25 protein-coding genes and 1 tRNA gene are annotated in these 25547 nt (G+C 67.8%); 7 read left to right on the top strand and 19 right to left on the bottom strand.

Annotated features, from left to right (window positions below; all coding sequences use genetic code 11):
- Nucleotides 1–47 precede the first annotated feature (47 nt).
- Both rpsA and polA read right to left on the bottom strand, forming a co-directional pair.
- Complete coding sequence (gene rpsA, locus BQ8008_RS04280) at nt 48–1499, bottom strand: 30S ribosomal protein S1 (protein WP_108832943.1); 1452 nt, start codon at nt 1497–1499, stop codon at nt 48–50.
- A 311-nt stretch (nt 1500–1810) separates the two neighbouring features.
- A complete protein-coding gene (gene polA / locus BQ8008_RS04275; RefSeq protein WP_199907933.1) occupies nt 1811–4645 on the bottom strand; it encodes a DNA polymerase I in 2835 nt (944 codons plus the stop codon).
- A 230-nt stretch (nt 4646–4875) separates the two neighbouring features.
- On the opposite strand from polA, the gene BQ8008_RS04270 reads away from it, so the two are divergent.
- Complete coding sequence (locus tag BQ8008_RS04270) at nt 4876–5397, top strand: PaaI family thioesterase (protein ID WP_108834657.1); 522 nt, start codon at nt 4876–4878, stop codon at nt 5395–5397.
- A gap of 37 nt (nt 5398–5434) precedes the next feature.
- Here the strand turns inward: BQ8008_RS04270 and BQ8008_RS04265 are convergent, their stop codons facing one another.
- Complete coding sequence (locus tag BQ8008_RS04265; RefSeq protein WP_108832942.1) at nt 5435–6043, bottom strand: ANTAR domain-containing response regulator; 609 nt, start codon at nt 6041–6043, stop codon at nt 5435–5437.
- Nucleotides 6044–6097: 54 nt separating this feature from the next.
- On the opposite strand from BQ8008_RS04265, the gene BQ8008_RS04260 reads away from it, so the two are divergent.
- Nucleotides 6098–6171 (top strand) — tRNA-Leu (locus BQ8008_RS04260).
- Between the two features lie 62 nt (nt 6172–6233).
- Here BQ8008_RS04260 and pyk read toward each other — a convergent pair.
- The 16 genes from pyk to BQ8008_RS04185 form a co-directional block, all read right to left on the bottom strand.
- Nucleotides 6234–7664, bottom strand: a complete 1431-nt coding sequence (gene pyk / locus BQ8008_RS04255; protein WP_108832941.1) for a pyruvate kinase — start codon at nt 7662–7664, stop codon at nt 6234–6236.
- A gap of 122 nt (nt 7665–7786) precedes the next feature.
- On the bottom strand, nt 7787–8767 hold the full coding sequence (lgt, locus tag BQ8008_RS04250) for a prolipoprotein diacylglyceryl transferase (RefSeq protein WP_108832940.1): 981 nt from the start codon (nt 8765–8767) through the stop codon (nt 7787–7789).
- Nucleotides 8768–8803: 36 nt separating this feature from the next.
- On the bottom strand, nt 8804–9628 hold the full coding sequence (locus BQ8008_RS04245) for an indole-3-glycerol phosphate synthase TrpC (RefSeq protein WP_108832939.1): 825 nt from the start codon (nt 9626–9628) through the stop codon (nt 8804–8806).
- 112 nt (nt 9629–9740) lie between these two features.
- On the bottom strand, nt 9741–10118 hold the full coding sequence (gene hisI / locus BQ8008_RS04240; RefSeq protein ID WP_108832938.1) for a phosphoribosyl-AMP cyclohydrolase: 378 nt from the start codon (nt 10116–10118) through the stop codon (nt 9741–9743).
- A 12-nt stretch (nt 10119–10130) separates the two neighbouring features.
- Complete coding sequence (locus tag BQ8008_RS04235; protein WP_108834655.1) at nt 10131–10520, bottom strand: DUF2752 domain-containing protein; 390 nt, start codon at nt 10518–10520, stop codon at nt 10131–10133.
- Between the two features lie 90 nt (nt 10521–10610).
- Nucleotides 10611–11186, bottom strand: a complete 576-nt coding sequence (locus BQ8008_RS13615; RefSeq protein ID WP_234415223.1) for a DUF4190 domain-containing protein — start codon at nt 11184–11186, stop codon at nt 10611–10613.
- A gap of 437 nt (nt 11187–11623) precedes the next feature.
- Complete coding sequence (gene hisF / locus BQ8008_RS04225) at nt 11624–12394, bottom strand: imidazole glycerol phosphate synthase subunit HisF (RefSeq protein WP_108832936.1); 771 nt, start codon at nt 12392–12394, stop codon at nt 11624–11626.
- Nucleotides 12391–13374 (bottom strand): hypothetical protein, encoded by a 984-nt coding sequence (locus tag BQ8008_RS04220; protein WP_108832935.1) that lies wholly within the window; start codon nt 13372–13374, stop codon nt 12391–12393. Before BQ8008_RS04220 ends, hisF begins: the two co-directional genes overlap by 4 nt.
- 545 nt (nt 13375–13919) lie before the next feature.
- Nucleotides 13920–15359 carry a Pup--protein ligase gene (gene pafA / locus BQ8008_RS04215; RefSeq protein ID WP_199907932.1) on the bottom strand — a complete coding sequence of 480 codons (1440 nt, stop codon included), beginning with the start codon at nt 15357–15359 and terminating at the stop codon, nt 13920–13922.
- 2 nt (nt 15360–15361) lie between these two features.
- Entirely contained in the window at nt 15362–15586 is a 225-nt protein-coding gene (locus BQ8008_RS04210) for a ubiquitin-like protein Pup (RefSeq protein WP_108832933.1), read from the bottom strand.
- A gap of 58 nt (nt 15587–15644) precedes the next feature.
- Complete coding sequence (locus tag BQ8008_RS04205) at nt 15645–17288, bottom strand: proteasome accessory factor PafA2 family protein (RefSeq protein ID WP_108832932.1); 1644 nt, start codon at nt 17286–17288, stop codon at nt 15645–15647.
- A complete protein-coding gene (gene arc / locus BQ8008_RS04200) occupies nt 17285–18967 on the bottom strand; it encodes a proteasome ATPase (RefSeq protein WP_108832931.1) in 1683 nt (560 codons plus the stop codon). Before arc ends, BQ8008_RS04205 begins: the two co-directional genes overlap by 4 nt.
- Entirely contained in the window at nt 18960–20057 is a 1098-nt protein-coding gene (locus BQ8008_RS04195) for a tRNA (adenine-N1)-methyltransferase (protein ID WP_108832930.1), read from the bottom strand. The genes arc and BQ8008_RS04195 overlap by 8 nt, the downstream gene beginning before the upstream one ends.
- Nucleotides 20058–20104: 47 nt before the next feature.
- Entirely contained in the window at nt 20105–20257 is a 153-nt protein-coding gene (locus tag BQ8008_RS13420) for a hypothetical protein (protein WP_199907931.1), read from the bottom strand.
- A complete protein-coding gene (locus BQ8008_RS13415) occupies nt 20254–20523 on the bottom strand; it encodes a hypothetical protein (protein ID WP_199907930.1) in 270 nt (89 codons plus the stop codon). The genes BQ8008_RS13420 and BQ8008_RS13415 overlap by 4 nt, the downstream gene beginning before the upstream one ends.
- A 40-nt stretch (nt 20524–20563) precedes the next feature.
- Nucleotides 20564–21685 (bottom strand): CBS domain-containing protein, encoded by a 1122-nt coding sequence (locus tag BQ8008_RS04185; RefSeq protein ID WP_108834652.1) that lies wholly within the window; start codon nt 21683–21685, stop codon nt 20564–20566.
- A gap of 145 nt (nt 21686–21830) precedes the next feature.
- Between BQ8008_RS04185 and BQ8008_RS04180 the strand changes: the two genes are divergently transcribed.
- The 5 genes from BQ8008_RS04180 (at nt 21831) to BQ8008_RS04165 (ending at nt 25484) form a co-directional block, all read left to right on the top strand.
- On the top strand, nt 21831–22760 hold the full coding sequence (locus BQ8008_RS04180; RefSeq protein ID WP_234415222.1) for a RecB family exonuclease: 930 nt from the start codon (nt 21831–21833) through the stop codon (nt 22758–22760).
- A gap of 58 nt (nt 22761–22818) precedes the next feature.
- Nucleotides 22819–22941, top strand: a complete 123-nt coding sequence (locus BQ8008_RS13900) for a hypothetical protein (protein ID WP_267896210.1) — start codon at nt 22819–22821, stop codon at nt 22939–22941.
- 204 nt (nt 22942–23145) lie between these two features.
- Complete coding sequence (locus BQ8008_RS04175; RefSeq protein WP_108832929.1) at nt 23146–24231, top strand: YeeE/YedE family protein; 1086 nt, start codon at nt 23146–23148, stop codon at nt 24229–24231.
- Nucleotides 24232–24258: 27 nt separating this feature from the next.
- Nucleotides 24259–24480, top strand: coding sequence for a sulfurtransferase TusA family protein (locus BQ8008_RS04170; RefSeq protein WP_108832928.1), 222 nt, complete (start codon nt 24259–24261; stop codon nt 24478–24480).
- Between the two features lie 23 nt (nt 24481–24503).
- Nucleotides 24504–25484: an aldo/keto reductase gene (locus BQ8008_RS04165; protein WP_108832927.1), complete on the top strand. Its 981-nt coding sequence runs from the start codon at nt 24504–24506 to the stop codon at nt 25482–25484.
- Nucleotides 25485–25547 lie beyond the last annotated feature (63 nt).

Below are 25547 nucleotides of genomic sequence, written 5' to 3'. Positions count from 1 at the left end.
CCTCCAAGGGCGTCAGTCATCAGTCTTGATCAGTGACGAGATGTTCCTCAGTTGCCGGTGAGCTTCTCGCGCAGGGCGGCCAGGGCCTCGTCGGAAGCCAACGTGCCGGAGGCCTCCGAGGGGGCTGAGGAGTAGGAGGTGTTGCCAGCGGGGGCCGGCGTGCCCGACTCCTGCTCCTCCTCCATCGCCTTGGCGACCTGGGCCTTGTGAGCCTCCCAGCGGGCGTGAGCCGCTGCGTACTCGGCCTCCCAGGCCTCGCGCTGGGCGTCGTAGCCCTCGAGCCACTCGTTGGTCTCCGGGTCGAAGCCCTCGGGATACTTGTAGTTGCCCTGCTCGTCGTACTCGGCCGCCATGCCGTAGAGGCTGGGGTCGAAGTCCTCGGAGGCTGGGTCGACGCCCTCGTTGGCCTGCTTCAGCGACAGGGAGATACGACGACGCTCCAGGTCGATGTCGATAACCTTGACGAAGACCTCGTCACCGACCTTGGCCACCTGCTCGGGCACCTCGACGTGGCGCTGGGCCAGCTCGGAGATGTGGACCAGGCCCTCGATGCCGTCCTCGACGCGGACGAAGGCGCCGAAGGGGACCAGCTTGGTGACCTTGCCGGGAACGACCTGGCCGATGGCGTGGGTGCGGGCGAAGGCCTGCCACGGGTCCTCCTGGGTCGCCTTGAGCGACAGGGAGACGCGCTCGCGATCGAAGTCGACGTCCAGGACCTCGACCGTGACCTCGTTGCCGACCTCGACGACCTCGGAGGGGTGGTCGATGTGCTTCCAGGACAGTTCGGAGACGTGGACGAGGCCGTCGACACCGCCCAGGTCCACGAAGGCACCGAAGTTGACGATGGAGGAGACGACACCGGAGCGGACCTGACCCTTCTGCAGGGTCTGGAGGAAGTTGGTGCGGACCTCCGACTGGGTCTGCTCGAGCCAGGCGCGGCGGGAGAGGACCACGTTGTTGCGGTTCTTGTCCAGCTCGATGATCTTCGCCTCGAGCTCGCGGCCCACGTAGGGCTGAAGGTCGCGCACGCGACGCATCTCCACCAGGGAGGCGGGAAGGAAGCCGCGCAGACCGATGTCCAGGATAAGACCACCCTTGACAACCTCGATGACGGAGCCGGTGACGACGCCGTCCTCCTCCTTGATGCGCTCGATAGTGCCCCAGGCGCGCTCGTACTGCGCACGCTTCTTGCTCAGAAGCAGACGGCCTTCCTTGTCCTCCTTCTGCAGGACCAGGGCCTCGATCTCGTCGCCGACGGAGACGATCTCATCGGGGTCGACGTCGTGCTTGATGGACAGCTCGCGAGCGAGGATGACGCCTTCGGTCTTGTAGCCGATATCAAGGAGGACCTCATCACGGTCGACCTTGACAACAGTGCCCTCGACGATATCGCCGTCATCGAAGTACTTGATGGTCTCGTCAACGGCGGCGAGGATCTCCTCGGTCGAACCGATGTCGTTGACGGCGACCGGGGCGGGGCTGGGCGTAGTGGTTGTCATTGAGTGGATGCTCCGAATGCGGATAGGTGGATCGGGTTGATAGAGACCGCGCGCTCCCCAGAGACGGCGAACCGGCCCGGACCAATTCATCACCCTGGTTGGATTACTCTCATAGGAGACGCCCAGAAGCGCACGAGTGAACCTTAGCAGCACGTGACGAATCCGTAACTAGACGATCCTCAAACATTCTCCCGTAGGCACGTGCAATCGCTCACGTCATCTGACAACTGGGTCTCGGATGGATGACGTGACGATCTCATTCACATATCAACGGGTTTTTCAGGGGCGGATTCCACATCGTCGAGAGGGTTCTAGTGGGCGGCCTCACGCCAGGTCCGTCCCCGTCCGACGGCGACGTCCAGAGGGACGGAGAGCTCGGCCGCCCCTCCCATCTGCTCCTTGAGGAGGGCCTCGACCGACTCGGTCTCCCCAGGCGCGACCTCCACCAGGAGCTCGTCGTGGATCTGCAGGAGGATGCGGCTGGTGAGCCCCTGCTCGCTCAGCGCCCGGTCGACGTCGATCATGGCCTTCTTGACGATGTCGGCGGCGCTGCCCTGGATGGGCGCGTTGAGGGCGGCCCGCTCGGCCATCTCACGGCGCTGCCGGTTGTCGCTGGTGAGGTCCGGAAGGTAGCGGCGGCGGCCGAACATCGTCTGGGTGTAGCCGTCGCGACGCGCCTGCTCCACCACGGACTCCAGGTAGTCGTGAACCCGACCGAACCTGGCGAAGTAGGCGTTCCTCAGGTCGGCGGCCCCGGCATTGTCGATGCCGAGCTGGCGGGCCAGCCCGAAGGTGGACAGGCCGTAGGCGAGCCCGTAGCTCATGGCCTTGACGTGGCTGCGCTGCTGAGCGGTGACGTCGGCGACCTTGATGCCGTGGACGAGGGCGGCGACGTAGCGGTGAAGGTCCTCCCCGCTGCGGAAAGCCTCGATCAGGGCGTGGTCCCCTGACAGGTGCGCCATGATGCGCATCTCGATCTGCGAGTAGTCGGCGGTCATGAGGCACTCGTACCCCTTGCCGACGGTGAAGGCCTCGCGGATGCGCATCCCCTCCTCGCTACGGGCCGGGATGTTCTGCAGGTTGGGATCGGTCGATGACAGGCGTCCCGTGGCGGCGATCGTCTGCTGGAAGGTGGTGTGGATGCGCCCGTCGGCCTGGATCGCCTTGCGCAGCCCCTCGACCGTCTGCCTCAGCTTGATGGCGTCACGGTGCTCGAGGAGGTTCTCCAGGAAGGGGTGCGAGGTCTTGGCATACAGCCCGGCCAGAGCCTCGGCATCAGTGGTGTAGCCGGTCTTCGTCCTCCGGGTCTTGGGCATCTTCAGCTCGTCGAACAGAACGGCCTGGAGCTGCTTGGGGCTGGAGAGGTTGAGCTCGCGCCCGGCAGCCGCGTAGGCGCCCTCGGCCGCATGAGTCACGCGGCCGTCAAGCTCGGTCTCACGGGCTGCGAGCACCGCATCGTCGACAGCGATACCCGCGTCCTCCATGACGGTGAGGGTCGCAGCCACGGGCATCTCCAGGTCGGTGAAGAGCCCCACGGCGTCCCGGGCCGCCATCTGCGCGTCGAGCACGGACTGAACAGGAAGCAGGACGGCGGCTCGGCGCGCGCTGGCCAGGTGCGCCATGGGCACTGCGTCAGATGCGAGGGCCTCCAGGTCGACGGCGCTCTGAGACTCGCGCTGGCCGTCACCCGCGTCCGACTCCCCCTCAGCGATGGCTGCCAGGTCGATGCCGAGCCAGCGCTGGGCGAGGGTGTCGACGTCGTAGCTGCGCTGCTCGGGCCGGCACAGGTAGCCGGCCAGTGACGGATCGGCGACGACGCCGTCCAGCGTGAGTCCGCGAGCGGTCAGGGCGTGCCAGCTCCCCTTGGCGTCGGCGACCAGCTTGGGGCGATCGACGTCGGCCAGGAGGGCGGCCAGAGCGGCCTCGTCCTCGGGCAGGATCGTGGCGAGGTCGATGGCGACCGCGTGGGTGCCGTCGGAGAGCGAGACGACCTCGGCGTCGCCCTCAACGGGTTTGAGGCTCCCCACGACATCAACCCCAAGGAGGCGGGGAGCGCCGCCCCCGGCTGCCGGCAGGTTGGCCTCCAGCCACTGAGACAGCCCCCCAACCGGAAGATCCCGACCCAGTGACACTGTCTCCAGGCTCTTCAACGCTCCCAGGGGGCCGGAATCCTCTCCTTCTGCGGTCTCAGCGTGGTCGGCGTCGGAGAAGGTCAGGGTGCGCAGGGCTCGCTGGTGCAGGGTACGGAACTCCAGGACCTCGAAGACGCGAGCCAGGTCGGCACGGTCGGCACCCGTGATGCGCAGGTCTTTTCCGGGAGCGACTCCCAGGTCCAGGTCGGTGAGCAGGTGGTTGAGTCGACGGTTGCGCATGACGTCGTCGAGGTGGTCTCGCAGAGACTGCCCGGCCTTACCCTTGATCTGGCCGGCGTGAGCGATGACGCCGTCGAGCCCGTCATAGAGATTGATCCATTTGGCGGCGGTCTTGGGGCCCACGCCCGGGACCCCGGGGAGGTTGTCGCTGGGCTCCCCCACGAGGGCGGCGAGGTGCGGGTAGCGCTCGGGCGTCACCCCATAGCGCTCCTCGACCTCTTCCGGCGTCATACGGCGCAGGGTGGACACGCCTTTGACCGGGTAGAGCACCGTGCACCGCTCGGTGACGGTCTGGAAGGAGTCGCGGTCCCCGGAGCAGATGAGCACCTCCATCCCTTCCGTCTGGGCGGAGGCAGCCAAGGTGGCCAGAACGTCGTCCGCCTCGTAGCCCGGAGCGGTGAGCGCCTTGACGCCCATGGCTTCCAGGACCTCCTGGATGAGCTCGATCTGGCCGAGGAAGGGCTGCGGGGTCTCGTCGCGAGTTCCCTTGTACTCTGCGTACTGCTCGGTGCGGAAGGTGCCTCCCGGCAGGTCGAAGGCGACCGCCACGTGCGTAGGCCTCTCGTTCTCCAGCAGCGAGAGGAACATGGACACGAAGCCGTGGACGGCGTTGGTGGACTGGCCGGTCGAGGTCGTGAAGTTGTCTACCGGCAGCGCGTAGAACGCGCGAAAGGCCATGGAGTGGCCGTCGATGAGGAGAAGACGTCCGGGAACCGGGTCGGAGGGGTTCTGAGGTGTTGGGCTCGTCGCAGGGCTGGTCGCGGTGGTGCTCACCGTGCCAGCCTAGGCCCATGAGCCCTCAACAGTCCGACGCGCCCCTCTCCCCCGCCACCGGCGGAGAGTCCATCGACTCCCCGGCTTTCCCCGTCTCCCCCGCTTCTTCCGTGTCTTCCACGCCTCTTGACCCCACCGGGGCGGCACAGCTCAGCAGGTCCGGCGAGTCTGCCTCAGTCGAGTCGGTCGAGTCCGCAGAGTCCTCCGACTCGCCTGCGATCGTGGGCCCACTGGGCCCCGTTGGCCGTGTCACCGCCGCCTCCTACTCCGGGGCAAGCACCGCAGCCGTGGCCTTCCCGGACCCGGCCCGGCGCCCCTATCCCGATCCTCGACCCGCCGGCTCAGCCGTCTCCGCCTCCAGCGCGCTGCACGCAGTGCTGGAGGACAGTGAGGAGGGCACCCTCATGGACACGCTTGGGATGGAGGTCGTTACCCGAGATGCGGACAAGACCGAGGTCCGGATGCCGGTGGAGGGCTCTCGTCAGGTCGTGGGGATCCTTCACGGCGGAGCCACTGCTGCGCTCATCGAGACGGCCGCGTCCGTAGCGGCGCGCGCGGCAGCGTCCGACGACGCGATCCCGGTGGGAGCAGAACTGTCGGTCAGCCATCTACGGTCCGTGACCCAGGGCTGGGTGAGGGCCACCGCCATCCCCTTGCACCGCGGACGTCGTACCGTGGTCTACCAGGTAACGGTGACCGATGAGGATGATCGGACGATAGCGGTCGGGACGCTTCGCAGCCTGTTCACCTGACAGACAACGACAGACAACGATGGCAGGTCGGAGGAAGTCAGTCCTTCTTGGCGGCACCGACCTGCTCGATGACGGCGTCGGCCACCTCGCGCATGGTCAGGCGCCGGTTCATGGAGGTCTTCTGCAGCCACCGGAATGCCTCCGGCTCACTCAGCCCCATGCGCTCCATGAGCAGTCCCTTGGCGCGGTCGACGCGCTTGCGGGTCTCGAAGCGCTCAGTGAGGTCAGAGATCTCACTTTCCAGGGAGAGGATCTCCTCATGCCGGGACATGGCGATCTCGAGTGCCGGGATGAGATCCGCCGGGGTGAAGGGCTTGACGACGTAGGCCATGGCACCAGCTGCGCTGGCTCGCTCCACGAGCTCGGTCTGGGAGAAGGCCGTCAGCATGACGACGGCGCAGTTGTGCTTCTCGAGAATCCGCTCCGCAGCCGTAATGCCGTCCATCACCGGCATCTTGACATCGAGAACGCACAGATCAGGGGCGTGCTCGTCAGCCAGACGGACAGCCTCCTCACCATCTGCGGCCTCAGCGACGATCTCATACCCGGCGTCGGTGAGGGTCTCGACGATGTCGAGGCGGATGAGGGTCTCGTCCTCGGCGACGAGCACCCGGCGGGACCTGGTGGTGCTGGACTCATTGCTCACGGCTGTGATCCTAGTATGATCTCGCTGATGGCGCCCCCGCAGAGCGGGCGGCGTGCCTCCGTAGCCCAATTGGCAGAGGCATCCGACTCAAAATCGGAGTGTTGTGGGTTCGAGTCCCACCGGAGGTACTCACGGCCGAGGGGCCTCCCACCTGTTGGTGGGAGGCCCCTCGGCGGTTCAGCGGCGACGCTCAGACCTTGTAGTCGCCCGTCTCACCGACGGTGTGGACACGGATCGAGTTGGTGGAGCCAGGAGTCCCCGGAGGCATACCGGCCACGATGACGACGGTGTCCCCCGGCTGGGCCAGGTGCTTGTCCTGGAGGATCTCGTCGACCTGGGCGACCATCTCGTCGGTGTGCTGAACCTCGGGAACCTCGTAGGACTGCACGCCCCAGGAAACCGCCAGCTGGTTGCGCGTCTCATGCAGCGGGGTGAAGGCCAGCAGCGGCAGCGGGGAGCGCAGACGCGACAGACGCCGGGCCGTGTCACCGGACTGGGTGAAGGTCACCAGGTAGGTCACGTCCAGGTGCTCCCCCATCTCCGCGGCGGCACGGGTCAGAGCCCCGCCGCGTGTCTGCGGGTAGGAGCCCAGACCGGGGATGCGCTCGCCACCGTTCTCCTCGACGTTCTCGATGATGCTGGCCATGGTGCGCACGGCCTCGATGGGGTAGGCGCCCACAGAGGTCTCTCCGGAGAGCATGACGGCATCGGCGCCGTCGAGGATCGCGTTGGCGCAGTCCGACGCCTCGGCGCGGGTGGGGCGCGGGTTCTGGATCATGGACTCCAACACCTGAGTGGCCACGATGACCGGCTTCGCCTGCCGACGAGCCAGCTCGATGGCGCGCTTCTGCACCAGCGGCACGGCCTCGAGCGGCATCTCCACGCCGAGGTCACCGCGGGCCACCATGATGCCGTCGAAGGTGGAGACGATGTCGAAGAGGTTCTCCACCGCCTGGGGCTTCTCGATCTTGGCGATGACCGGGATGCGTACGCCGACCTCGTCCATGATCTCGTGGACGTCCTTGATGTCATCGGCGTCGCGCACGAAGGACAGGGCGATGAGATCCGCCCCGATCTTGAGCGCCCAGCGCAGGTCCTCGCGGTCCTTCTCGCTGAGGGCGGGGACGGAGACCGCAACTCCGGGAAGGTTGATGCCCTTGTTGTTGGATACGTACCCGGGCACCTCGACCTTGGTGACGACGTCGGTGTCCGTGACTGCCACAACGCGCACCGCAACGTTGCCGTCGTCGATGAGGAGCCGATCGCCGGGGCGGCAGTCCCCGGGCAGCCCCTTGAAGGTGGTGGAGGCGCGCTTGACGGTCCCCAGCACGTCGTCGATCGTGATCGTGAACTCGTCGCCCTTGTTGAGCATGACCTTCTGGTCATCGACGAAGCGGCCCAGACGGATCTTGGGACCCTGGAGGTCGACCAGCACGGCGACGGCGCGCCCGGAGGCGGCTGCCGCCTGCCGAATGCGGGCGATGACCTCTTCCTGGTCCTCAGCGCGGCCGTGGGAACGGTTGATGCGCGCGACGTTCATGCCGGCGTCCACGAGCGCTTGCACCTGCTCGGGAGAATCGGTGGCGGGTCCGAGGGTACATACGATCTTGGCTCTACGCATGAAGCCAGGATACGGTACACCGGGCCCTGCGCACGAGGACGAATCCCAGCACTCCTCAGGTTGCGACGATCCTCACCCGCATTCCTACCGCCCGAGTGGCATGCCGGAGGTCTGAGGAGACGCTATGCGTCCACCTCGTTGTGGACGGCCGACGCCGCAGCACCGCCCTCGGCGGGTGAGTCGTCCTCGGCGGAGCCTTCTGAGTCCTTCTCAGACGGCTCTTGTCCCGAGTCGCCCTTCTGCGCACCTCGCCCGGGTCTCTCGATGGCGTCACTGAGCGTCCGCCTGGAGGTGATGGCGAGCCCGACGGCTCCGACGAGGAAGATGACGATGGAGGTCCACACGTTCAGGCGCAGGCCGAGAATCGTCTCAGCCTCGTCAATGCGCAGCATCTCGATCCACACCCGGCCGGCGGTGTAGACCATGAGGTAGGCCCACAGCAGCCTGCCTCCGGTGACCCCGCGGCGCGCAAGCATCCTTCGTCCGATCCACACCAGCACGGCGGCTCCAGCAAGGTTCCAAAGAGCCTCGTAAAGGAAGGTCGGGTGGAACAGGGTGCCGGGCGGGTAGGCGGAACCCGGCGGCAGATGGGCATCATCGATCTGCAGTCCCCAGGGCAGCGTCGTCGGGGCACCGTAGAGCTCCTGATTGAACCAGTTTCCCAGCCGGCCGATGGCCTGCGCTACCAGCAGCGCCGGGGCGACGGCGTCGGCCAGTGGAGCGACACGCAGACCACGGTGACGCAACAGAAGCACACCGGCCAGCACACCGCCCGCAATGCCGCCCCAGATGCCCAGGCCACCCAGCCACACCTGCGGTACCAGGGCCAGGTCACCGTTCGGACCGAAGTAGTCGTCGGGTGAGGACAGGACGTGGTAGAGGCGGGCCCCGACGATGCCTGCCGGAACCGCCACGATAGCAATGTCGAGGACGACCTCAGGCAGGCCTCCCTTAGCCCGGTAACGGCGGTCCGACCACCACACGGCTACGAAGACTCCGGTAAGGATGCACAGTGCGTATGCCCGTATCGGGACGGGGCCGATGTGCCAGACACCTGACGAGGGGCTCGGCAGACCGGCAGACAAGGCCGACATCGCCGGCATCACCGGCATCATGGCGGAGAACGCAGTGACAGGCACTCAGAGGACCTCTCGATGGGCGGAGGGGATCAGTGCTGGGTGGGCGCCGGCGGCGACCAGCTCAGCGACGAACTGCTGGGGATCGGTGGAACGGATGATCGCCTCACCGACGAGTACGACGTCAGCGCCGCAGCGGGCGAAGCTCATGACGTCATGGGGTCCTCGCACTCCCCCAGCTGCGATGCGTGTGACCTGGGTGGGAAGAACGTCAGTGACCTGGTCGAACAGGCCGCAGTCAACGACCAGGGTGTCGGGGTCGCGGGTGTCAATGGCAATGATGCGAGCGCCCGCATCGACCGCGGTCAGCGCCTCACGACGGGTACGGGCCTCGACGACGGCGCTCATCCCCAGGGAGTGGACCCGCTCGATGAGTCCTTCCAGAACCAGGGCCTCAAGACGGGCGTCGAGCATGAGCAGATCGGCACCGTGTGCCCGGGCCTCATGCACCTGGTACGGGGTCACCACGAGATCGTTGGCGAGGACCGGGAGATCCACTGCCGCCCTGACGGCATCCAGATCCTTCAGAGAGCCTCGTGTACTGCTTGGGCCGGTGACCACCGAGACACAGGCAGCTCCTCCTGCGGCATAGAAGCAGGCCAGGACTCCTGGGGCGCCGACACCACTGAGATCGGCGAAGGTGGCGGTGGAGCGTTTGACCTCCGCGATGACCGTCACCGCCCGGTCATCGGCACGCAGGCTGGACAGAGCACTGATGGCGCTGGGGGCAAGACGCGAGGCCTCACGTAGACGAGTGAGGGGAACACGCGCGGCGCGACGGTCGGCGGCCATCCTGGCGTCAGCCACCATCGCCTCGAACGAGGTCATCACTCACCTCCTCGATCTCGCCTGCGGGCGCTCCCTGAGAACGCCTTTCTGTACCATCGTGACGGCCCGGGGGCCTCTGTTGCAAATCGCCCGAGGGCACTCCCCGCCCGGATCAGCCGGGGCGCTCACCGGGCCGGGCCCCGAGGTCACCACCAGCCAGGAAGCAGGTGTGCTCACCGGTGTGGCAGGCCGCGCCCACCTGGTCGACCTCCACCAGCAGGGCGTCTCCGTCACAGTCCAGGTGGACGGCCTTGACGTACTGCGCGTGTCCGGAGGTATCCCCTTTGCGCCAGTACTCGCCACGAGACCGCGACCAGAAGGTCACCCGCCCTTCGGTCAGGGTGCGCCGGAGCGCCTCGTCGTCCATCCAGCCCACCATGAGGACCTCACGCGAGTCGTGCTGCTGGACGACGGCGCACACCAGGCCGTCCGCGTTTCGCTTGAGACGCGAGGAGATGTCGGAATCGAGAGCCACGGCTGCATTATGCATGCTGCTGGCTCCTCATCCTGGAGGACCGAGCAGCGGACCGAGGTAGATCCACATGCCGGGCAGGTTGCGCACCACGGCGAAAGCGGCACAGGCCACGCCAAGAATTATTCCCTCTCGCCCCGTGATGAGCTGCCGGCGACGACCGTGAGCCGAGGCGACCAGCCAGCGCGCCACCAGGAGAACCGCCAGCGCCTCCACGACAAGGGCGAAGGGGTTGTAGCCGAGCGCACCCCACAGGTCGCCGTGGATGAGCTCCCGAGTCGCCCTTGTGCCGCCGCACAAAGGGCACCACATTCCTGTGAGCCGGTGGAGCGGGCAGAGGTCCGGAAGCCCCGGAGAGCTACGAGGCAGAGTCAGAGCCCGCAGAACGATGAGCCCGCCCGGCACGACGGAGAGAGCCATGAGGAGCCCCATGCCGATCCGGTGGCCGGGACCGCTACGCCCAGCGTCCCGATACATGCTCTTATCCATACTCAACAGGAAGCTCCGGATCTACTGCGAACCGAGGTACGCCAGGAATAAAAAGAGAATAAAGAAGATGCTGACCGCAGAACCGATGCTGCCCAGCACCACCCCCGCGATGGATATTCCCTTGTTTGTCGCACGCCCCTCATCAGCGGCGCGCATGCCTTTGACACCCAGGATGATCGCCGGGACACCCAAAAGAGCACCGAAATACAGACAACCCATGAGTATGCTCGCAAGACCGAGCCCGAGCGCCCAGCCGCCCAACATATCACCCTCATGGCGACGCGGATCATAAACCCCGCCCCCGTACACACTTTGACCGTACGGGACATAAGGCCCGTAAGGAGCCTGGGGGTAGGGATGCTGCTGACTATATGGCTGACCATAAGACTGCTGAAGCGGCCCCGAATAAGGTAGCACCTGGCTTTCAGGAGGATTCAGGAACGGGTCTGACTGTCCACCCGAGTAACCAGCACTGTAATATCCTGACTGGCCGGCAAGTGAGCTAGTTTGATCTGAGGAAGGATACCCTTGAGCAGACAGAGAATCCTGGCTGCCGGCACCTCCTTGCTGGTAGGGGCTCCCCGGATACGGGTTCACGCCATTCACTGTTCCTCCGAGTGGGTCAACTACGACGTTCAGGCTACAAGATTTCGCGCAGCGCATCACGAGAGTCCCCGCACCTCCCCATGGGGAGAAAGACCCATCGTGACACCCCTCACTCAACACTTCGCCGCGCAAACCTCAACCGGGTTTGCGCAGGGCTGTTCGCCAGTCACATCGCCCATGGAGCCGACCATGCCCGCAGTGTGGACAGCGTGGACAACGTGGACATCGACCCGCTCACGCGCTATAGAAAAATGGCAGTTCCGATCGCATACCCTATGAATGAACTTCCTTTACTAGCGACCTCGTCTCGATCCACCGCAGCCCGAGCCTGCGGCCCCGAAACATTGGATATAGCCTCCAGGACGATCCCCCGTCAGGGAATATCCGCATCTCCAAGACCACGTGTCCGGCTGCCCAGGTAGATACATTCAACGCACCGGATGGCCCGCATCCCGTAGCGCGTTCTTGGCGTCAGTGATGGTCATGGCTCCGTAGTGGAAGACCGAGGCGGCCAGAACGGCGTCGGCGCCGTGCTCGGCGGCGACGGCGAAGTCCTCGGGGCGCCCGGCACCACCGGATGCGATGAGGGGGACCTGAACCTGTTGGCGCACGGCGTCAATCATCTCGGTGTCGAAGCCGCTGGTGACGCCGTCGGCGTCCATGGAATTCAGAAGGATCTCTCCGGCACCGAGCCCGGCCCCTTGAACCGCCCAGGCGACGGCGTCGATACCGGTTGAGGTCCGTCCCCCGTGAGTGGTGACCTCATAGCCGGACGCGGTGGTGACACCGGCCGGGCAACGGCGTGCGTCCACAGATAGGACAACCACCTGGTTGCCGAAGCGCTGCGCCACGTCCTCCAGCAGCTCAGGACGAGCGATGGCGGCGGTATTGATGCCGACCTTGTCCGCACCCGCTCGCAGAAGCTGGTCGACGTCCTCGACGGAGCGCACTCCCCCACCGACGGTGAGTGGTACGAACACCTGCTCCGCGGTGCGGGACACCACGTCCAGCATGGTGGATCGCCCCTCGTGGGAGGCCGACACGTCCAGGAAGGTGATCTCGTCGGCGCCCTGGGCGTCGTAACGGGCCGCCAGCTCCACTGGGTCTCCGGCATCCTTCAGCCCTTGGAAGTTCACGCCCTTGACGACACGACCGTCCTTGACGTCCAGGCAGGGGATGATACGGATGGCGACACTCATGAGTTGTCCTGGGTCGTGGGTTGAGGAGATGCTGAGGGCTGGGGCGAGGCGGTTGGCGCGCCGCTCTGCGTCCCGGCCGACCGGGGGGCCTTAGCGGGGTCGATGGCCAGGACGTCAATGACGACGACGACGGGTTCCGTTCCCTGAGCCTGCTCCGCCGGGAGGGAGAGCACCACTCGTGAACCGACCGTGATGTCGACGAGGTTCTGGGAGACACCCACCAGCGCGTTGCTCATATCGAGTGTCTCAGGGGCCTTCTGGTAGCCGAAGTACGACTCTCCGAGCGTCTGGCCGGTGGACCAGCTGACCATTGTGCTGCGGGCGATGAGCCTGTCCTGGGGGCGGATCTGGGGCCCGGTGCCCTTGATGAGGACCGCGGTGGCTGCGCGGGTGGGGGCCGGCAGGCCGGCGCTGCTCACGGTGATGGCGCCGTCCGCTCCCTCGGTGACGGTGGGTGTGCCGGCGGCGGGCTCCTGAGTCTCCCCGGTCGCCGTGGTGGGGAGGATGTCGACGACGGTGATCTCGGTGGTCCTTGAGCCGTCCTTCTCCTCGGTGGGAGCACGAAGGACAACGCGAGTCCCCTCGCGCTGGCCGGAGACGGCCGCGTCGACGTCGGCTCCTACCTCGGAGACTCCCAGCGTGCCCTTCCACAGGGTGTAACCGTCGGGATTGCCGGTCGTGTTGCGCGCGTCAAGACCGGAGAACTGGGAGACCTGCAGGACGACCGGCGACCCCTCGGAGACCACGCGCCCCTGCCCGGTCTCGACAACATCGGTGATGACGGAGCCGGGAGCTGACAACGAGGCGTCATTGGTCAGGGCAACGGAGGGCGCCGATCCCGAACCGAGTCGCCCGCTGATCGTCAGCACCTGGTTCAGGGGAGCGTTCCCATCCAGCACCGTCGACTGGGCAACGGTGCTGACGCCAGAGCCGTTCCTGCCGGTGACGAACTTGTTGACGGCCAGGGGAACAAGGATCATCGCAAGGATGACGACACCGACCAGGGCGACGGCCAGAGGCCCCCTGGGCGTACGGCCGAATGGGCCCCCCAGCGTGCGCCGCGGTCGCGCGGCCTCGGCGCCGTCGGCCAGATCGGCCCATTCCTCACTTACCCGGCCAGGCCCACCGGCATCATCTCCGCGGCCACCAGTACGGTCCTCACTGTGATCGCTGCGGTCACCGGTCTCCGTCCTCCCAGACGCTGCGCCGCGGTCAGTGGGCCGCCATGGACGCTGTCCCTCCTTCAGGGGCGAGACGGCAACAGGCGGTTGCGGAGCTGCGGGCCCGGCATCCGACGACGGCACCGGCGTGCTCACGGTCTGCGCCGCGGCTGGAGACTGCGGAAGTGCTGACAGATGCTCAGTCTTCGCGTCCAACTGAGCCTGCTGTGCCATCTCCTGAGCGCGTTCGAGCGCACGACGCTGGCGCCGGGTCAGGGGCGCGCCTGCGCCGGGATCTGGTGTAGAGGTACTGCTCATGTTGCGTCTTCCGTCTGTCGCCTCACCGGTGTCGTGGACGTTTCCGCTCAGACCCCGGTGGGGAGGTCGGTCGTCGAGTGCTCCATGCTCTCCAGGAGCGCGTCGATGCGCTCGTCCGCAGCGCAGAAGGGGTCATTTAGGGTAACAGTCGATGAGGCACCGTCATCGAGTCGAATTCCCACCCAGTCGACGGTCAGGTCGCGGCGCAGGTCCTCGGCTCTGGCCACGACCGCGCCGCGCAGGTGCGCGCGCGTCGAGGCGGGTGGGGTGCTCATTGCCCGCTGGCAGGCCTCATCGTCGACGAAACGGCGCAGCATGCCCGCACTCTCGAGGCGTTGGCGCAGTCCCTGCTCGGGTGAGACATCGTGATAGGCCAGTGCCAAACGGGTCACTCTCGGGTCTGTCAGGTCGGCACCGTAGCGCTGACAGTAGCGGGTCACCAGCTGGTGCTTGGCCGCCCAGTCCAGCTCCGTGGCCACACGCTCCGGCTCCTGGAGGCGGACCGCCTCCAGACCCCGCTCCCACAGATCCAGCGCGGCGGCGTGCAGGTCGGTCAGCTCCATGTCACCTGCAACGTGGTTGCGCAGCCGCTCAAGGTGCTCGGCCTGCATCTCCACCGCCGTGATGGTACGGCCGTCGACGCGTTCCAGGAGCGCACGTCCGCTCAGGTCGTGACAGGTGTCCCGGATAGCGCGCATGGGGTCGGACAGAGCCAGGTCGCTCAGGTCTCCGCCGCTTTCCAGGTAGTCAAGGAGCAGGTCCATGGCCGCCACCTTGAGCAGGGTGGATCCCTGGGCGATGTTGGAGTCTCCGACGATGACGTGCATGCGCCGGTAGCGCTCGGCGTCGGCGTGGGGCTCGTCCCGGGTGTTGATCAGTGGCCTGGCACGGGTCGTGGCTGAGGAGACGGCATCCCACATCTGGTCGGCCCGCTGGGAGAAGACGTAGCCGCCGGGGCTGGTGCCGGTGGGACGTGCGTCGTCGCTACTCACGATATGGCCGGCGCCGACGAGGATCTGCCGGGTCACCAGGTGCGGGACGAGGGTGCGTGCATCATTCCAGAAGTCCCCGCGGCGGCGCACGAGGTAGTTCTCGTGGCAGCCGAAACCGTTGCCCTCGGCATCGCGGTTGTTCTTCAGCAGGTGGATCCGCCCGGGCACGCCGGCGGCGGTCAGGCGGGTGTTGGCCTGCTGAGCCAGGTCAGCCATGACCAGCTCGCCGGCACGGTCCTGGGCGAGCAGGTCCTCAAGACGGTCGCACTCGGCGGTGGCGAACTCAGGGTGGGAGCCGACGTCCAGGTAGAGGCGGGCACCACCGCGGGTGAAGACGTTCGAGGAGCGCGAGCGTTGAACCACCGGCTCGAAGAGCTCACGAGCGGCGTGGTCGGCGTCCAGCGGTGGTGGACCGTCCCCGACGGGAGCACAGGTGATGCCGTACTCGGTCTCCACCCCGATGATGCGGCGTGCCGGGGAGCGGGAGCCGCTCATGCTCACTGGCCGCCCTTCTGGACGAAGCCCTGGACGAAGGCAGCGGCGTTGGTCTCGATGACCGAGTCGATCTCGTCCAGGATGCTGTCGACGTCGCTGGTCTGGAGCGCCGACGTGCTCCGGGCCGAGATGGTGGTGCCGTTCTGCTCCTCTATGCCCTCGACAGTGGACTCGACGCCGGCGCGACGAACCTGTCCCTGAGACCGATTGGCGTGTTGCGGCGTCATGCTCTGCTCCTTCTGCTCGTCCTTTCATCCAGCGCGTCGCTGGACGGCGCTGTGGGCCTCAGTGTCTCTCAGGTGCCGCCCGACGACCAATTTCCTCCAGGATGGTTGCCGTCTCATCCGGGCCGACGGCGACGTCGTCGGGCAGCCGCAGGCGCAACAGCTCGGGGCGGCCGGGAACGTCAAGAACCAGACAGGTCCAGGACGCGCCCACGATCTGCGGGTGACGGTTGATGGCAGTTCCGCGGATGGTGGCACGCGTGCCCTCGGGTGGTCTGTCGGCGGCTCGCTCGACCTCGGCCTCGGTGACCAGACGGTGGATCCGACCTGCCGCGTCGAGCTTGTCAACCACTGAGCATCCCGGACGCAGGTCAGCCCACTGAATATCGAGAGCGGCCAGGCGAGGATCGTCCCAGCCGGTTCCCGACCGGCGGCGCAGTCCCTCGCAGAGCTCGTACTTGGCGACCCACTCCACCATATGGGCCGCTGGACCGGAACCATCGCGACTCCACTGCTCCAGGGCGACGAGGCTCCGGCGCCACATGTCCAGGGCATATTGCGACTCCGGGTCTCCAGCTCGCCTCACGGCGGGACTGATGACCTCCAGGTAGGCGCGCTGGATCGCCAGGGCGCTCATGGCCCCGGCTCGCGTGGTCAGCTCGTAGGTGAGGGTGGGGTCGTGGGAGACGGCCCAGTGCTCCTCGACGGGGTCTGCGGTGATCGCCAGCCGGCTCAGCTCGGTCAGAGCATCCTTGAACGCCCCGGTGCTGTGAGCCTGCTCCAGGAACCACAGGAGCAGGTCGGTGGTGGCGACCTTGAGGTAGATGGGGACGTCGAAGCGGTTGGCGTCCCCGTTGATGACGTGCAGGCGCCGCCAGTGCGTGCTGTCGGCGTGAGGCTCGTCCCGGGTGTTGACGATGGGGCGGTTGAAGGTGGTCTGCAGACCGATCTCGGACTCGACGTAGTCGGCTCGCTGACTGATCTGGAAACCGGGCCGCTCACTGCGCTGGCCGATGCCGACCCTCCCGGCGCCCACAAGCACGGGCCGGGTGACGAGGAAGGGGGTGAGGACCGCGGCCAGCTCCTCGAAGGGCAGCTCGCGCCGCACGAGATAGTTCTCATGGGAGCCGTAAGCGGCGCCCTTGCCGTCGACATTGTTCTTGTACAGGACGATCTCCGCCGGCTCACCAACGCCCAGACCACCGTCACCCACAGCTGCCATGGCGCGTCGGGCGACCACTTCCCCGGCGCGGTCCCAGACCAGGGCGTCGTGCGGGGTAAGGACCTCCGGCGAGGAGTACTCGGGGTGGGCGTGGTCCACGTAAAGACGGGCCCCGTTGACGAGAACCGCTGTTGTCGCCTGGGGCAGCGCCGCCTCGGCGGCGCTGGGGCGAGCGCGTGAGCCCCAAGGAGCTGGCGGTGGGGCGTCACCCGACGGCGCCGGACGCGTGGGGTCGTCGGTGAGCTGACTGGGATGGGCAACCGACCGCTGAAGCCTTCCACCGCGCAAATCGGCCAGAGGGTCCTCCCCCTCGTAGTCCCATCGCACCGCGGACACGTCCGCAGCGGCGCAGTAGGCCTCCACGACCTGGCTGGAGAGGACCACGGGGTTGGCATAAGGGTCGCCCGGGCGCAGGACCCCGAACTCGGTCTCCAGGCCGACGGGGCGTGTCACCGGTCCCGGCTGAAAGCCCACGCTGTTCATACGTTCTCCTTCCCGAGCCTGCGCACGGCGCGGATCTGCGAGGCACGGGCGCCGATGAGTCGGGCCCAGCCCTCGGGCGTTGTGGCGCCAGTGATCTCCTCGTTCTGCCGGGCCTCGACCTCGACGGCCGAGCGCAGCCTGTCCGTGCTCAGTCCCCCTTCTCCCCCGGCGAGCTCGTCCTTGATGGAGGCGGTCTTGGCCCGGGAGACGACGGCGGCCAGCATGGCGCCACTGACCAGATCGGCCAGGTGGAGGGTACGGGAGGTGATGGCATCCGCGTTCTCCTCGGTGATCTCCAGGACCGCGGTGGCCTCGTTGCGGGCGTAGAGGGTCTCGACGACGACGCGGCGCAGGGAGGCGGCCGTTGCCTCGCGGTCTCCCTCATGGGCCGCCAGCTCCGCCGGGGCCAGGGGAAGTCCGGCGGTCAGGTGCCGGGCGAGGATCTCCTCGGCCCCGGTCTCATCGGGCCGGTCGACGCGGATCTTCACATCCAGGCGTCCGGGGCGCAGGATCGCGGGGTCGATCATGTCCTCCCGGTTGGAGGCACCGATGATGACGACGTTGCGCAGGGACTCCACGCCGTCGATCTCCGCCAGGACCTGAGGCACGATCATGGTCTCGACGTCGGAGGACACACCGGTGCCGCGGGTGCGGAAAAGGGCCTCCATCTCATCGAAGAAGATGACCACCGGCCGGTCCTCAGCGGCGGCCTTGCGTGCCTGGTCGAAGATGGCGCGGATCTGCCGCTCGGTCTCACCGACGAACTTGCTCAGCAGCTCAGGGCCCTTGATGTTGAGGAACGCGGCCGAGCGGCTCCTTGAGCCGGAACCACCTCCGGATCCGGCCAGTGAGGTGGCGACGGCCTTGGCGATGAGGGTCTTGCCGCAGCCGGGCGGGCCGTAGAGCAGGAGTCCCTTGGGGGCGCGCAGCCCATAGGCCTGGAAGAGATCCGGGTGGGTGAAGGGCAGCTCGAGGGCGTCGCGGATCTCCTCGATCTGGGGGCCCAGTCCCCCGATATCCGCCCAGGAGACGTCAGGGGTCTCGGCGACGACGAGCTGCTCGACGCTGGTGCGCTCGATGAGAGCTGTGGCGATGTCGGCTCGTAGGTCGGCGGCCAGGGTATCGCCGGGCTTGAGCCCCTCACCGGCCCCGGTGAGGCGGAGCAGTGAGGAGGACAGTGCTAGGACCCGGGTATCTCCCCCACCGGTGGTCACCAGAACGCGGGCGTCATCGAGGGTCTCCTCGAGGGTGACGGCCTCGCCGGTCTGCGGTTCCGGCAGGGTGGAGACGACGAGCATCTGGTCGTTGACGGCCACGAGCCGTCCGACCTGGAGATCGGCGTCGTCCACGGCGGGGTGGACGTGCAGGAGCATCTGGCGACCCGACAGGCTCACGGCGACCTCGCGCTCCTGGGAGGCTTCGTCCCCGGCGCTCCTTGCTCCGGGCAGGCCGGTAAGCAGCCCCAGGGTGACTGGGGGGCGGGTGACGGCGTCGAGCTGCTGGCCGAGCTCGGTGATGCGCTCGCGGGCCGTGCCCAGGGCGGCGACGAGACGCTCGTTCTTGGTGGCCAGGCTCACGGCCTGGGCGCGGGCCTCGCGCAGCTGGTGGCTGCTGAAGTCCTTGGCCGGCATGCCCAGGGACTGAGACCTCCCAGCTCCTGCCTCGGGGGTCTCAGACATCATCGCCGTCCTGGTCTTCATCGGCGCACCCGCTCTGGACCGGCGTGGCGTCAGTGGGCTGTTTGGTCCGGCAGTCGCGCAGGACGCGACGGACCTTCTTGTCGGTGCTGGTGCGTTCCTTGACGTCGTCGGGCAGCCAGTAGCCGCCCTCGTCGTAGGCGCCGCGGGCGGGCGGGCGCTTGCGGGTCAGAGGCCGGGATCCGGCGGCCAGGCGACGGGCGGTCAGGAGGAACCCGGTGTGCGCCACCATGCGGTGGTCGGGACGCACGGCCAGCCCGTCGACGTTCCAGGTGCGGACCATGGACTCCCAGGACTCAGGCTCGGTGAACAGCCCGCTGTGACGCAGGACCTCCACGGTGCGCGAGAGCTGAGTGACGGTGGCGACATAGGTCAGGAAGAGCCCGCCCGGAGCCAGGGCCAAGGAGGCGGCCTCGATGTTCTCCCAGGGTGCGAGCATGTCCAGGACCACCCGGTCAATGCTGCCCGGTTCCACCCGGGCGGCAACGACGTCGGCGAAGTCCCCGGTGCGCAGCTCCCACGCCGGGTGGTGACGGCCGAACCAGGCGTCCACGTTGGAGGCGGCGATCTGGGCGAAGTCCTCGCGGCGCTCGATGGACAGCAGGTGTCCGCTCTCCCCGATGGCGGAGAGCAGGTTCATGGTCAGCGCCCCCGAGCCGACCCCGGCCTCCAGGACCCGGGCGCCGGGGAAGATGTCGCCCATGGCGATGACCTGTCCGGAGTCCTTGGGGTAGACCACCTGTGCGCCACGGGGCATGGACAGCACGTAGTCGGCCAGAAGCGGTCGCAGCAGGAGCAGCTCATGGCCGGTGTCGGTCTCGATGACGCTGCCCTCGTCCAGACCGACGACGTCCCGGTGATAGAAGGAGCCCCGCACGGACTGGAAGTAGCCCTGGGGGTCGAGCAGGAAGGTGTTCTTGCGGCCCTTGGTGTCAGTGACCTGGATGCGTTCGCCGTAGCGGAAGGGGCCGCGACGGCCCGCCTGCCCCAGGACCTCCTGAGGGTCCGGGCGCCGGGAGGGCGGTTGCTCTGTGGGGGCATCATGCTCTGGGGCGGACTCGTACTGGCTCATCACCGAGCAGTGTAGTCAGGGCCCATGACGCGGCACCTGCGTAGATCCTACGGCCGGGGCCCGCCCGGCCGGCGGGCAACGACGACGAGCTGAAGAGGCAGCATGTCGCGCATCGCCGGGTCTGTGAAGCGGTAGCCGCCTTCGCAGGGCTCCATGAGGTCGGGCCAGCGGCACCAGGCACTCACACGGGTCTCGCTCACCTCCTCCAGGACGAGGCCCGCCCCGGCCGGGACAGGCTGATCGTGTCGAGCCCCAGGTGGCACTGGAGATGGATGACGTCGAGGTCGACCAGATCCCCCAGGCGCTCCCGGTCGTCGGTGACGTCCTTGGTGAGCGCTGTGGGCGAGGCGAGAAGCTCGGCGATGCCGTAGCCGGAGGCCTCGTGGAGGGTGGCACGGTCGTCCCAGTTGGCGCGGTTATCGACGAAGTGGGTGCGGTGCACGATACCGGGGTCCGGCTCTGTCATGCCGCCAGCGTAGCGGGGAGCCGGCTGGCGCCGTTGCTCCTCAGCGCGCGCCGGTGGGCACGGCTCCGCTCAGGTGGCCCGAGTCGACGATGACCAGCCAACGAGAGACCTCCCGGGCCCGTTTCATGGCGTCGGCGGCCGCCTGCCCGGTCAGCTCGGTGGTCACCGCCGCTGCCGGCAGCACCGTGCAGACCTGGCCCGCGGTCACACCGGCGGTGGAGGCGGCGTCTGCCGTGTCACCCAGCCCGACCTCGTCCAAGGACGCCTCATCGATCGCACCCACGAGCTCGGTCCCGTCAATCACCAGAACCAGGGCGGCTCCACCGGCAATCGCCTTGCGGGCCTGGGACAGGGGAGCATCGGGTCCGACGACGTGCACGGGCCGGGACAGCTCGCGCAGGTCCAGTTTCGAGGCGGCCCTGGCACCTCCTCCGAGCTCGAGGACCTGCCAGCTGGAGGCCACGATCGACCACCCCACCATGACGACCAGGATGAGGTTGAAGGCGTCGGGCTGGCGGCCCTGAAGCAGAAGCGGACGCAGGATCCACCACCACACGACACCGCCGACCACGACGAGCCCTCCCCAGCCGGCCACTTTGAGACCGAGCCGGCGATTACCGGTCACCTGGACAACGAGCGCGGCCAGGGCGTATCCGCCGTCGAGAGGAAGCCCCGGCAGAGCGTTGAAGATCGCCAGGGCCAGGTTGACCAGGGTCACGGCCCATATGGTGAAGGCGACGGGAACCGACAGACTGACGGAGTCCTGCACCAACGTTCCAATGCCCCAGATGAGCAGGTTGGTGGCCGGGCCGGACAGGGAGGTGGCCAGGTCCTTCCACGCGGTCCACTCGCGCGCCGGCCCGAAGGACGTGCGCCCTCCCCACAGGTAGAGCTCGTAGCGAGTGGGGCGGCGCCCCATGAGGGTGCCGGTCAGCCCGTGAGCCAGCTCGTGCAGGAGGACCGAGCCGGCCACGCCCAGGACCGTGGCGACCACCACGGCCAGCACGGTCGTGGTCCCGAAGTCCCCCAGGGCGGCGGAGACCAGTGGGTACCAGCTGCCGGCGATGAGCAGGCCGAGCAGGAGGGAGGTCGGTGAGATGACGACGGGAGCGCCACCGATGCGGGCGATCACCCACTCGCCGGTCGATGAGGAGGCAGGCATGGGCGTGAGCCTAACGCCGTCGGGGGCGGCTCGCCGCATCTGCTCGGAGGCCACAGCAGGCTCTTGTGCCGCCGACGGCGCACGCTGTGGAGCAGCCGTCTTCATATCCGACACCCCGTCACCTCCTCGCGGTAGCGTCACCCCTATGTCCTGTGAGTCGCACACCGTCACCAGCTCGTTCGCCCGCACAGACGCCAGGCCCACCGGCCCAGGCGCCGGTGGCGGCCCGCAGCGCGGTTACGGAGACCGGCGCCGCGCGGCACTGTCTCCCTCGCGGGCCAAGGACTTCAAGCAGTGCCCGCTCATGTTCCGCCTGCGTACGGTCGACCGCCTCCCCGAGCCCGGCTCCCTGGCCACGCACAAGGGGACAGTCGTTCACGGCGTACTGGAGCGGCTCTACGACCTGCCGGCCTCCGAACGCTGCCCGGATGCGGCCCTTGATCTGCTGCCCGGTCAGTGGGAGTCCCACCGGGAGAAGAACCCGGAGGTCATGGAGCTGTTCGAGGATCCGGCACAGGTGGAGACCTGGCTGGAGGAGGCTCGCGGACTCATCCGCACCTATTTCTCCCTGGAGAACCCGCAGCGCCTGGAGCCCGCTGAGCGTGAGATGTTCGTCCAGACCGAGACCGGTGACGGCCTGCTTCTGCGGGGCTTCGTCGACCGCCTGGACGTGGCGCCCGACGGCGCCATGCGCGTGGTCGACTATAAGACCGGCCGCAGCCCGGGCACGCGCTTCATGGAGGAGGCACTGTTCCAGATGCGCTTCTACGCCCTGGTCCTGTGGCGGCTGCGCGGGAGAGCACCGGCCCGGCTCCAGCTGGTCTACCTCAAGGACGGACGCGTCCTGACCCACGATCCTCGACAGGCCGAGCTGGAGCGGACCGAGACCCGTCTGGCCCACCTGTGGGACGAGGTCGAGGACTGCGCCCGCAGCGGTTCTTTCCGCCCTCAACGCTCCCGTCTATGCGACTGGTGCTCCTTCCAGGCCCAGTGCCCGCTCTTCGGCGGCACCACGCCGCAGATCCCCGACGACGGGCTCACCCGTCTCCTGAGCGCCCGGCGCGCCGCAGCCTGATCTCACCCAGCGTCCCGGAATTGCTGCGGTGCGTGCCCTCGGCTACAGTCCCTAGCGGTTGACAACCGTCGCCAACCACTTCGTACCGGAGAAGCACATGAACGTCGCCCAGGCCCACACCGCTCGCACCGCCTCGCGCGGGGCCGGCATGTGTATGCGCCGCCTGGTTCGGGCGTTCTGAGGCGGTCTCAGACAGATCGTCCTCTCCGGCTCCCGGCACCCTTGAGGCGGTGCCAGGCCAGCCACGTCCAGCCAGGCCCCCACTTCACTCCCCCACCGGATGACGTGGCCCTTCTCTGTATCTTCTTCCTTCACCTGTGCTGCGTCACCGGTCCTCACGCAGGCTGCTCGCGCCTGAAAGCAGCAGCCGGACAAGGACCACACCGTGCCATCCCCCACCATTCTCACCGGTCTCGCCGTCGGGGCCGTCCTCGGCTTCATCCTTCAACGAGGCCGTTTCTGCATCACCGGAGCCTTCCGCGACCTGTGGGTCTCCCACTCCTGGCGCTGGTTCACGGCCTTCCTGCTGGCCATCGCCGTTCAAGCGGTCGGAGTCGCCGTCCTCACCGGCGCAGGCTCCATCACACCTGAGATCCCCAGATTGTCAGTGGTCGCCACCGTCGTCGGATCCTTCCTCTTCGGAGTGGGGATCGTCCTGGCCGGAGGCTGCGCCACCGGCACCTACTACCGTGCGGGCGAGGGCCTGGTCGGATCCTGGTTCGCGCTCGTGGCCTATGCGACCACTGCGGCCGCGTCGAAGACCGGGATCCTGTCGGGGGTGACGAAATGGGTCAAGGGGCTGTGGGTCACCGACCTGACCACCATCCCCGCCACCATCGGAGTACCGGACTGGGTGGGAGTCATCATCCTGGCCGGAGTCACTGCGGTGGTGGCGCATCGCTTCGTCGTCCTGGGGCGAAGCCGTCCCGCCCAGGTCCAGCTGCCCGCACAGCGCACGGGCCTGGCCCACCTGCTGCTGGAGAAGCAGTGGAACCCCCTGGTCACAGGACTGCTGGTGGGAGTCGTCGCCATCATCGCCTGGCCCGCCTCCTGGGCCTCGGGACGTCTGGACGGACTGGGGATCACGACGCCGTCGTCGAACCTGGTAGGGCTCATCGTCACCGGCGACACCAAGCGGCTCGACTGGGGCGTGCTCCTGGTCCTAGGGATCCTGCTCGGCTCCTACATCGCTGCCAGGGCCTCCGGCGAGTTCCGCGTCCGTGTGCCCAGCGCCCAGGTCATCCAGCGCTCCATCATCGGCGGCGTCCTCATGGGGATCGGCGCAGTGTGGGCCGGCGGCTGCTCGATCGGCAACGCCCTGGTGCAGACCTCCCTTCTGTCATGGCAGGGCTGGACCGCCCTGGTCTTCCAGGTCCTGGGGGTCGGGGCGGCCGCGTGGTTCATCCTCATCCGCCCCCGGCAGCGCCGTCGCGCCAAGCGCGCCGCCGCCCGCGTCCCTGCCGCCGTCTGACACCGCACCAACCCCAAGGAGAGACTCATGCGTACTGTTCTGGAGACCACCGGTCAGGTCTGCCCCTTCCCCGTCATTGAGGCCGAGGAGGCCATGGAGGACCTCGACGTCGGAGATGAGCTCGTGATCGGATTCGACTGCACCCAGGGAACCCAGACGCTGCCCGCCTGGGCCGCAGACAACGGCTACACCGTCACTGAGTTCGAGCGCACCGGCGACGCGGCCTGGACCATCACCGTGCGCAAGTAGGTCGAGCCGCTACGGTTAGGCCTATGGAGCACAGGAGACTCGGCCGAACCGGCCTGCGAGTGTCCTCCGTGGGTCTGGGCACGATGACCTGGGGCCGGGACACCGATGAGCTCGAGGCCAAGGAGCAGCTCGACATCTTCCTCGATGCCGGGGGCACCCTCGTGGACACCGCCGCCTCCTACGGCGAAGGCGTCAGTGAGGAGGTCATCGGTGCGCTCCTGCACGAGCACGTGGACCGACAGGACCTCGTCCTGGTCTCCAAGGCCGGGGTGCGCACCTGGCGCACCGGTGAGCGCTCCTCGGTGGCCGACGCCTCCCGCGGCTCGCTGCTGGACACGCTCGACACCAGCCTGGCCCGCCTGGGCACCGACCACCTCGACCTGCTGCTGGTTCAGGTACCCGACCCCACCACCTCCCTGGAGGAGACGGCCCACGCCCTTGGCCTGGCCGTCTCCTCCGGGCGCGCCCGCTACGTGGGTGTTGCCAACCACCCGGCCTGGGCGTCGGTGCGCATGCACGACCTGCTCAGTGAGTGCGGACGGGGACCGGGGCTGGCCGCCGTCGAGGTGGAGCACTCGCTGCTCTCCCGCGGCATCGAGCGCGAGCTCATGCCCGCTTCCCAGGCCCTGGGATTCGGTGTCCTGGGGTACGCCCCCCTGGGGCGAGGGGTCCTCACCGGCAAGTACCGTGCCACGATCCCACCGGACTCGCGGGCTGCCTCACCGCACCTGCGCTCCTACGTGTCCCCCTACCTGGGCGACCCGCACCGGGGGGTCGTCGAGGCCGTGGCCACGGCGGCCTCAGGCCTGGACCGTAAGCCGGCCGAGGTGGCGCTGGCCTGGGCCCGTGACGCCGCCGGGATAGCCTCCACCGTCGTGGGGGCGCGCACGCCGGCCCAGCTCCAGGGCGTGCTCTCAGCCGTTGACCTGGAGCTTCCGGTCCAGATCCGCCACGCCCTGGACGAGGTCACCTCGTTACAGCTCGGCTACCCCGAGCGCTTCTGAACCGCGAAGCAACGCGGGGTCCGCGCACATCGTGCGCGGACCCCGCTGCTGAAGGATGAATGA

The sequence above is a fragment of the Actinomyces sp. Marseille-P3109 genome (genome assembly GCF_900323545.1).
Lineage (GTDB): Bacteria > Actinomycetota > Actinomycetes > Actinomycetales > Actinomycetaceae > Actinomyces.
This window is presented reverse-complemented; position numbering and strand designations above follow the sequence as displayed.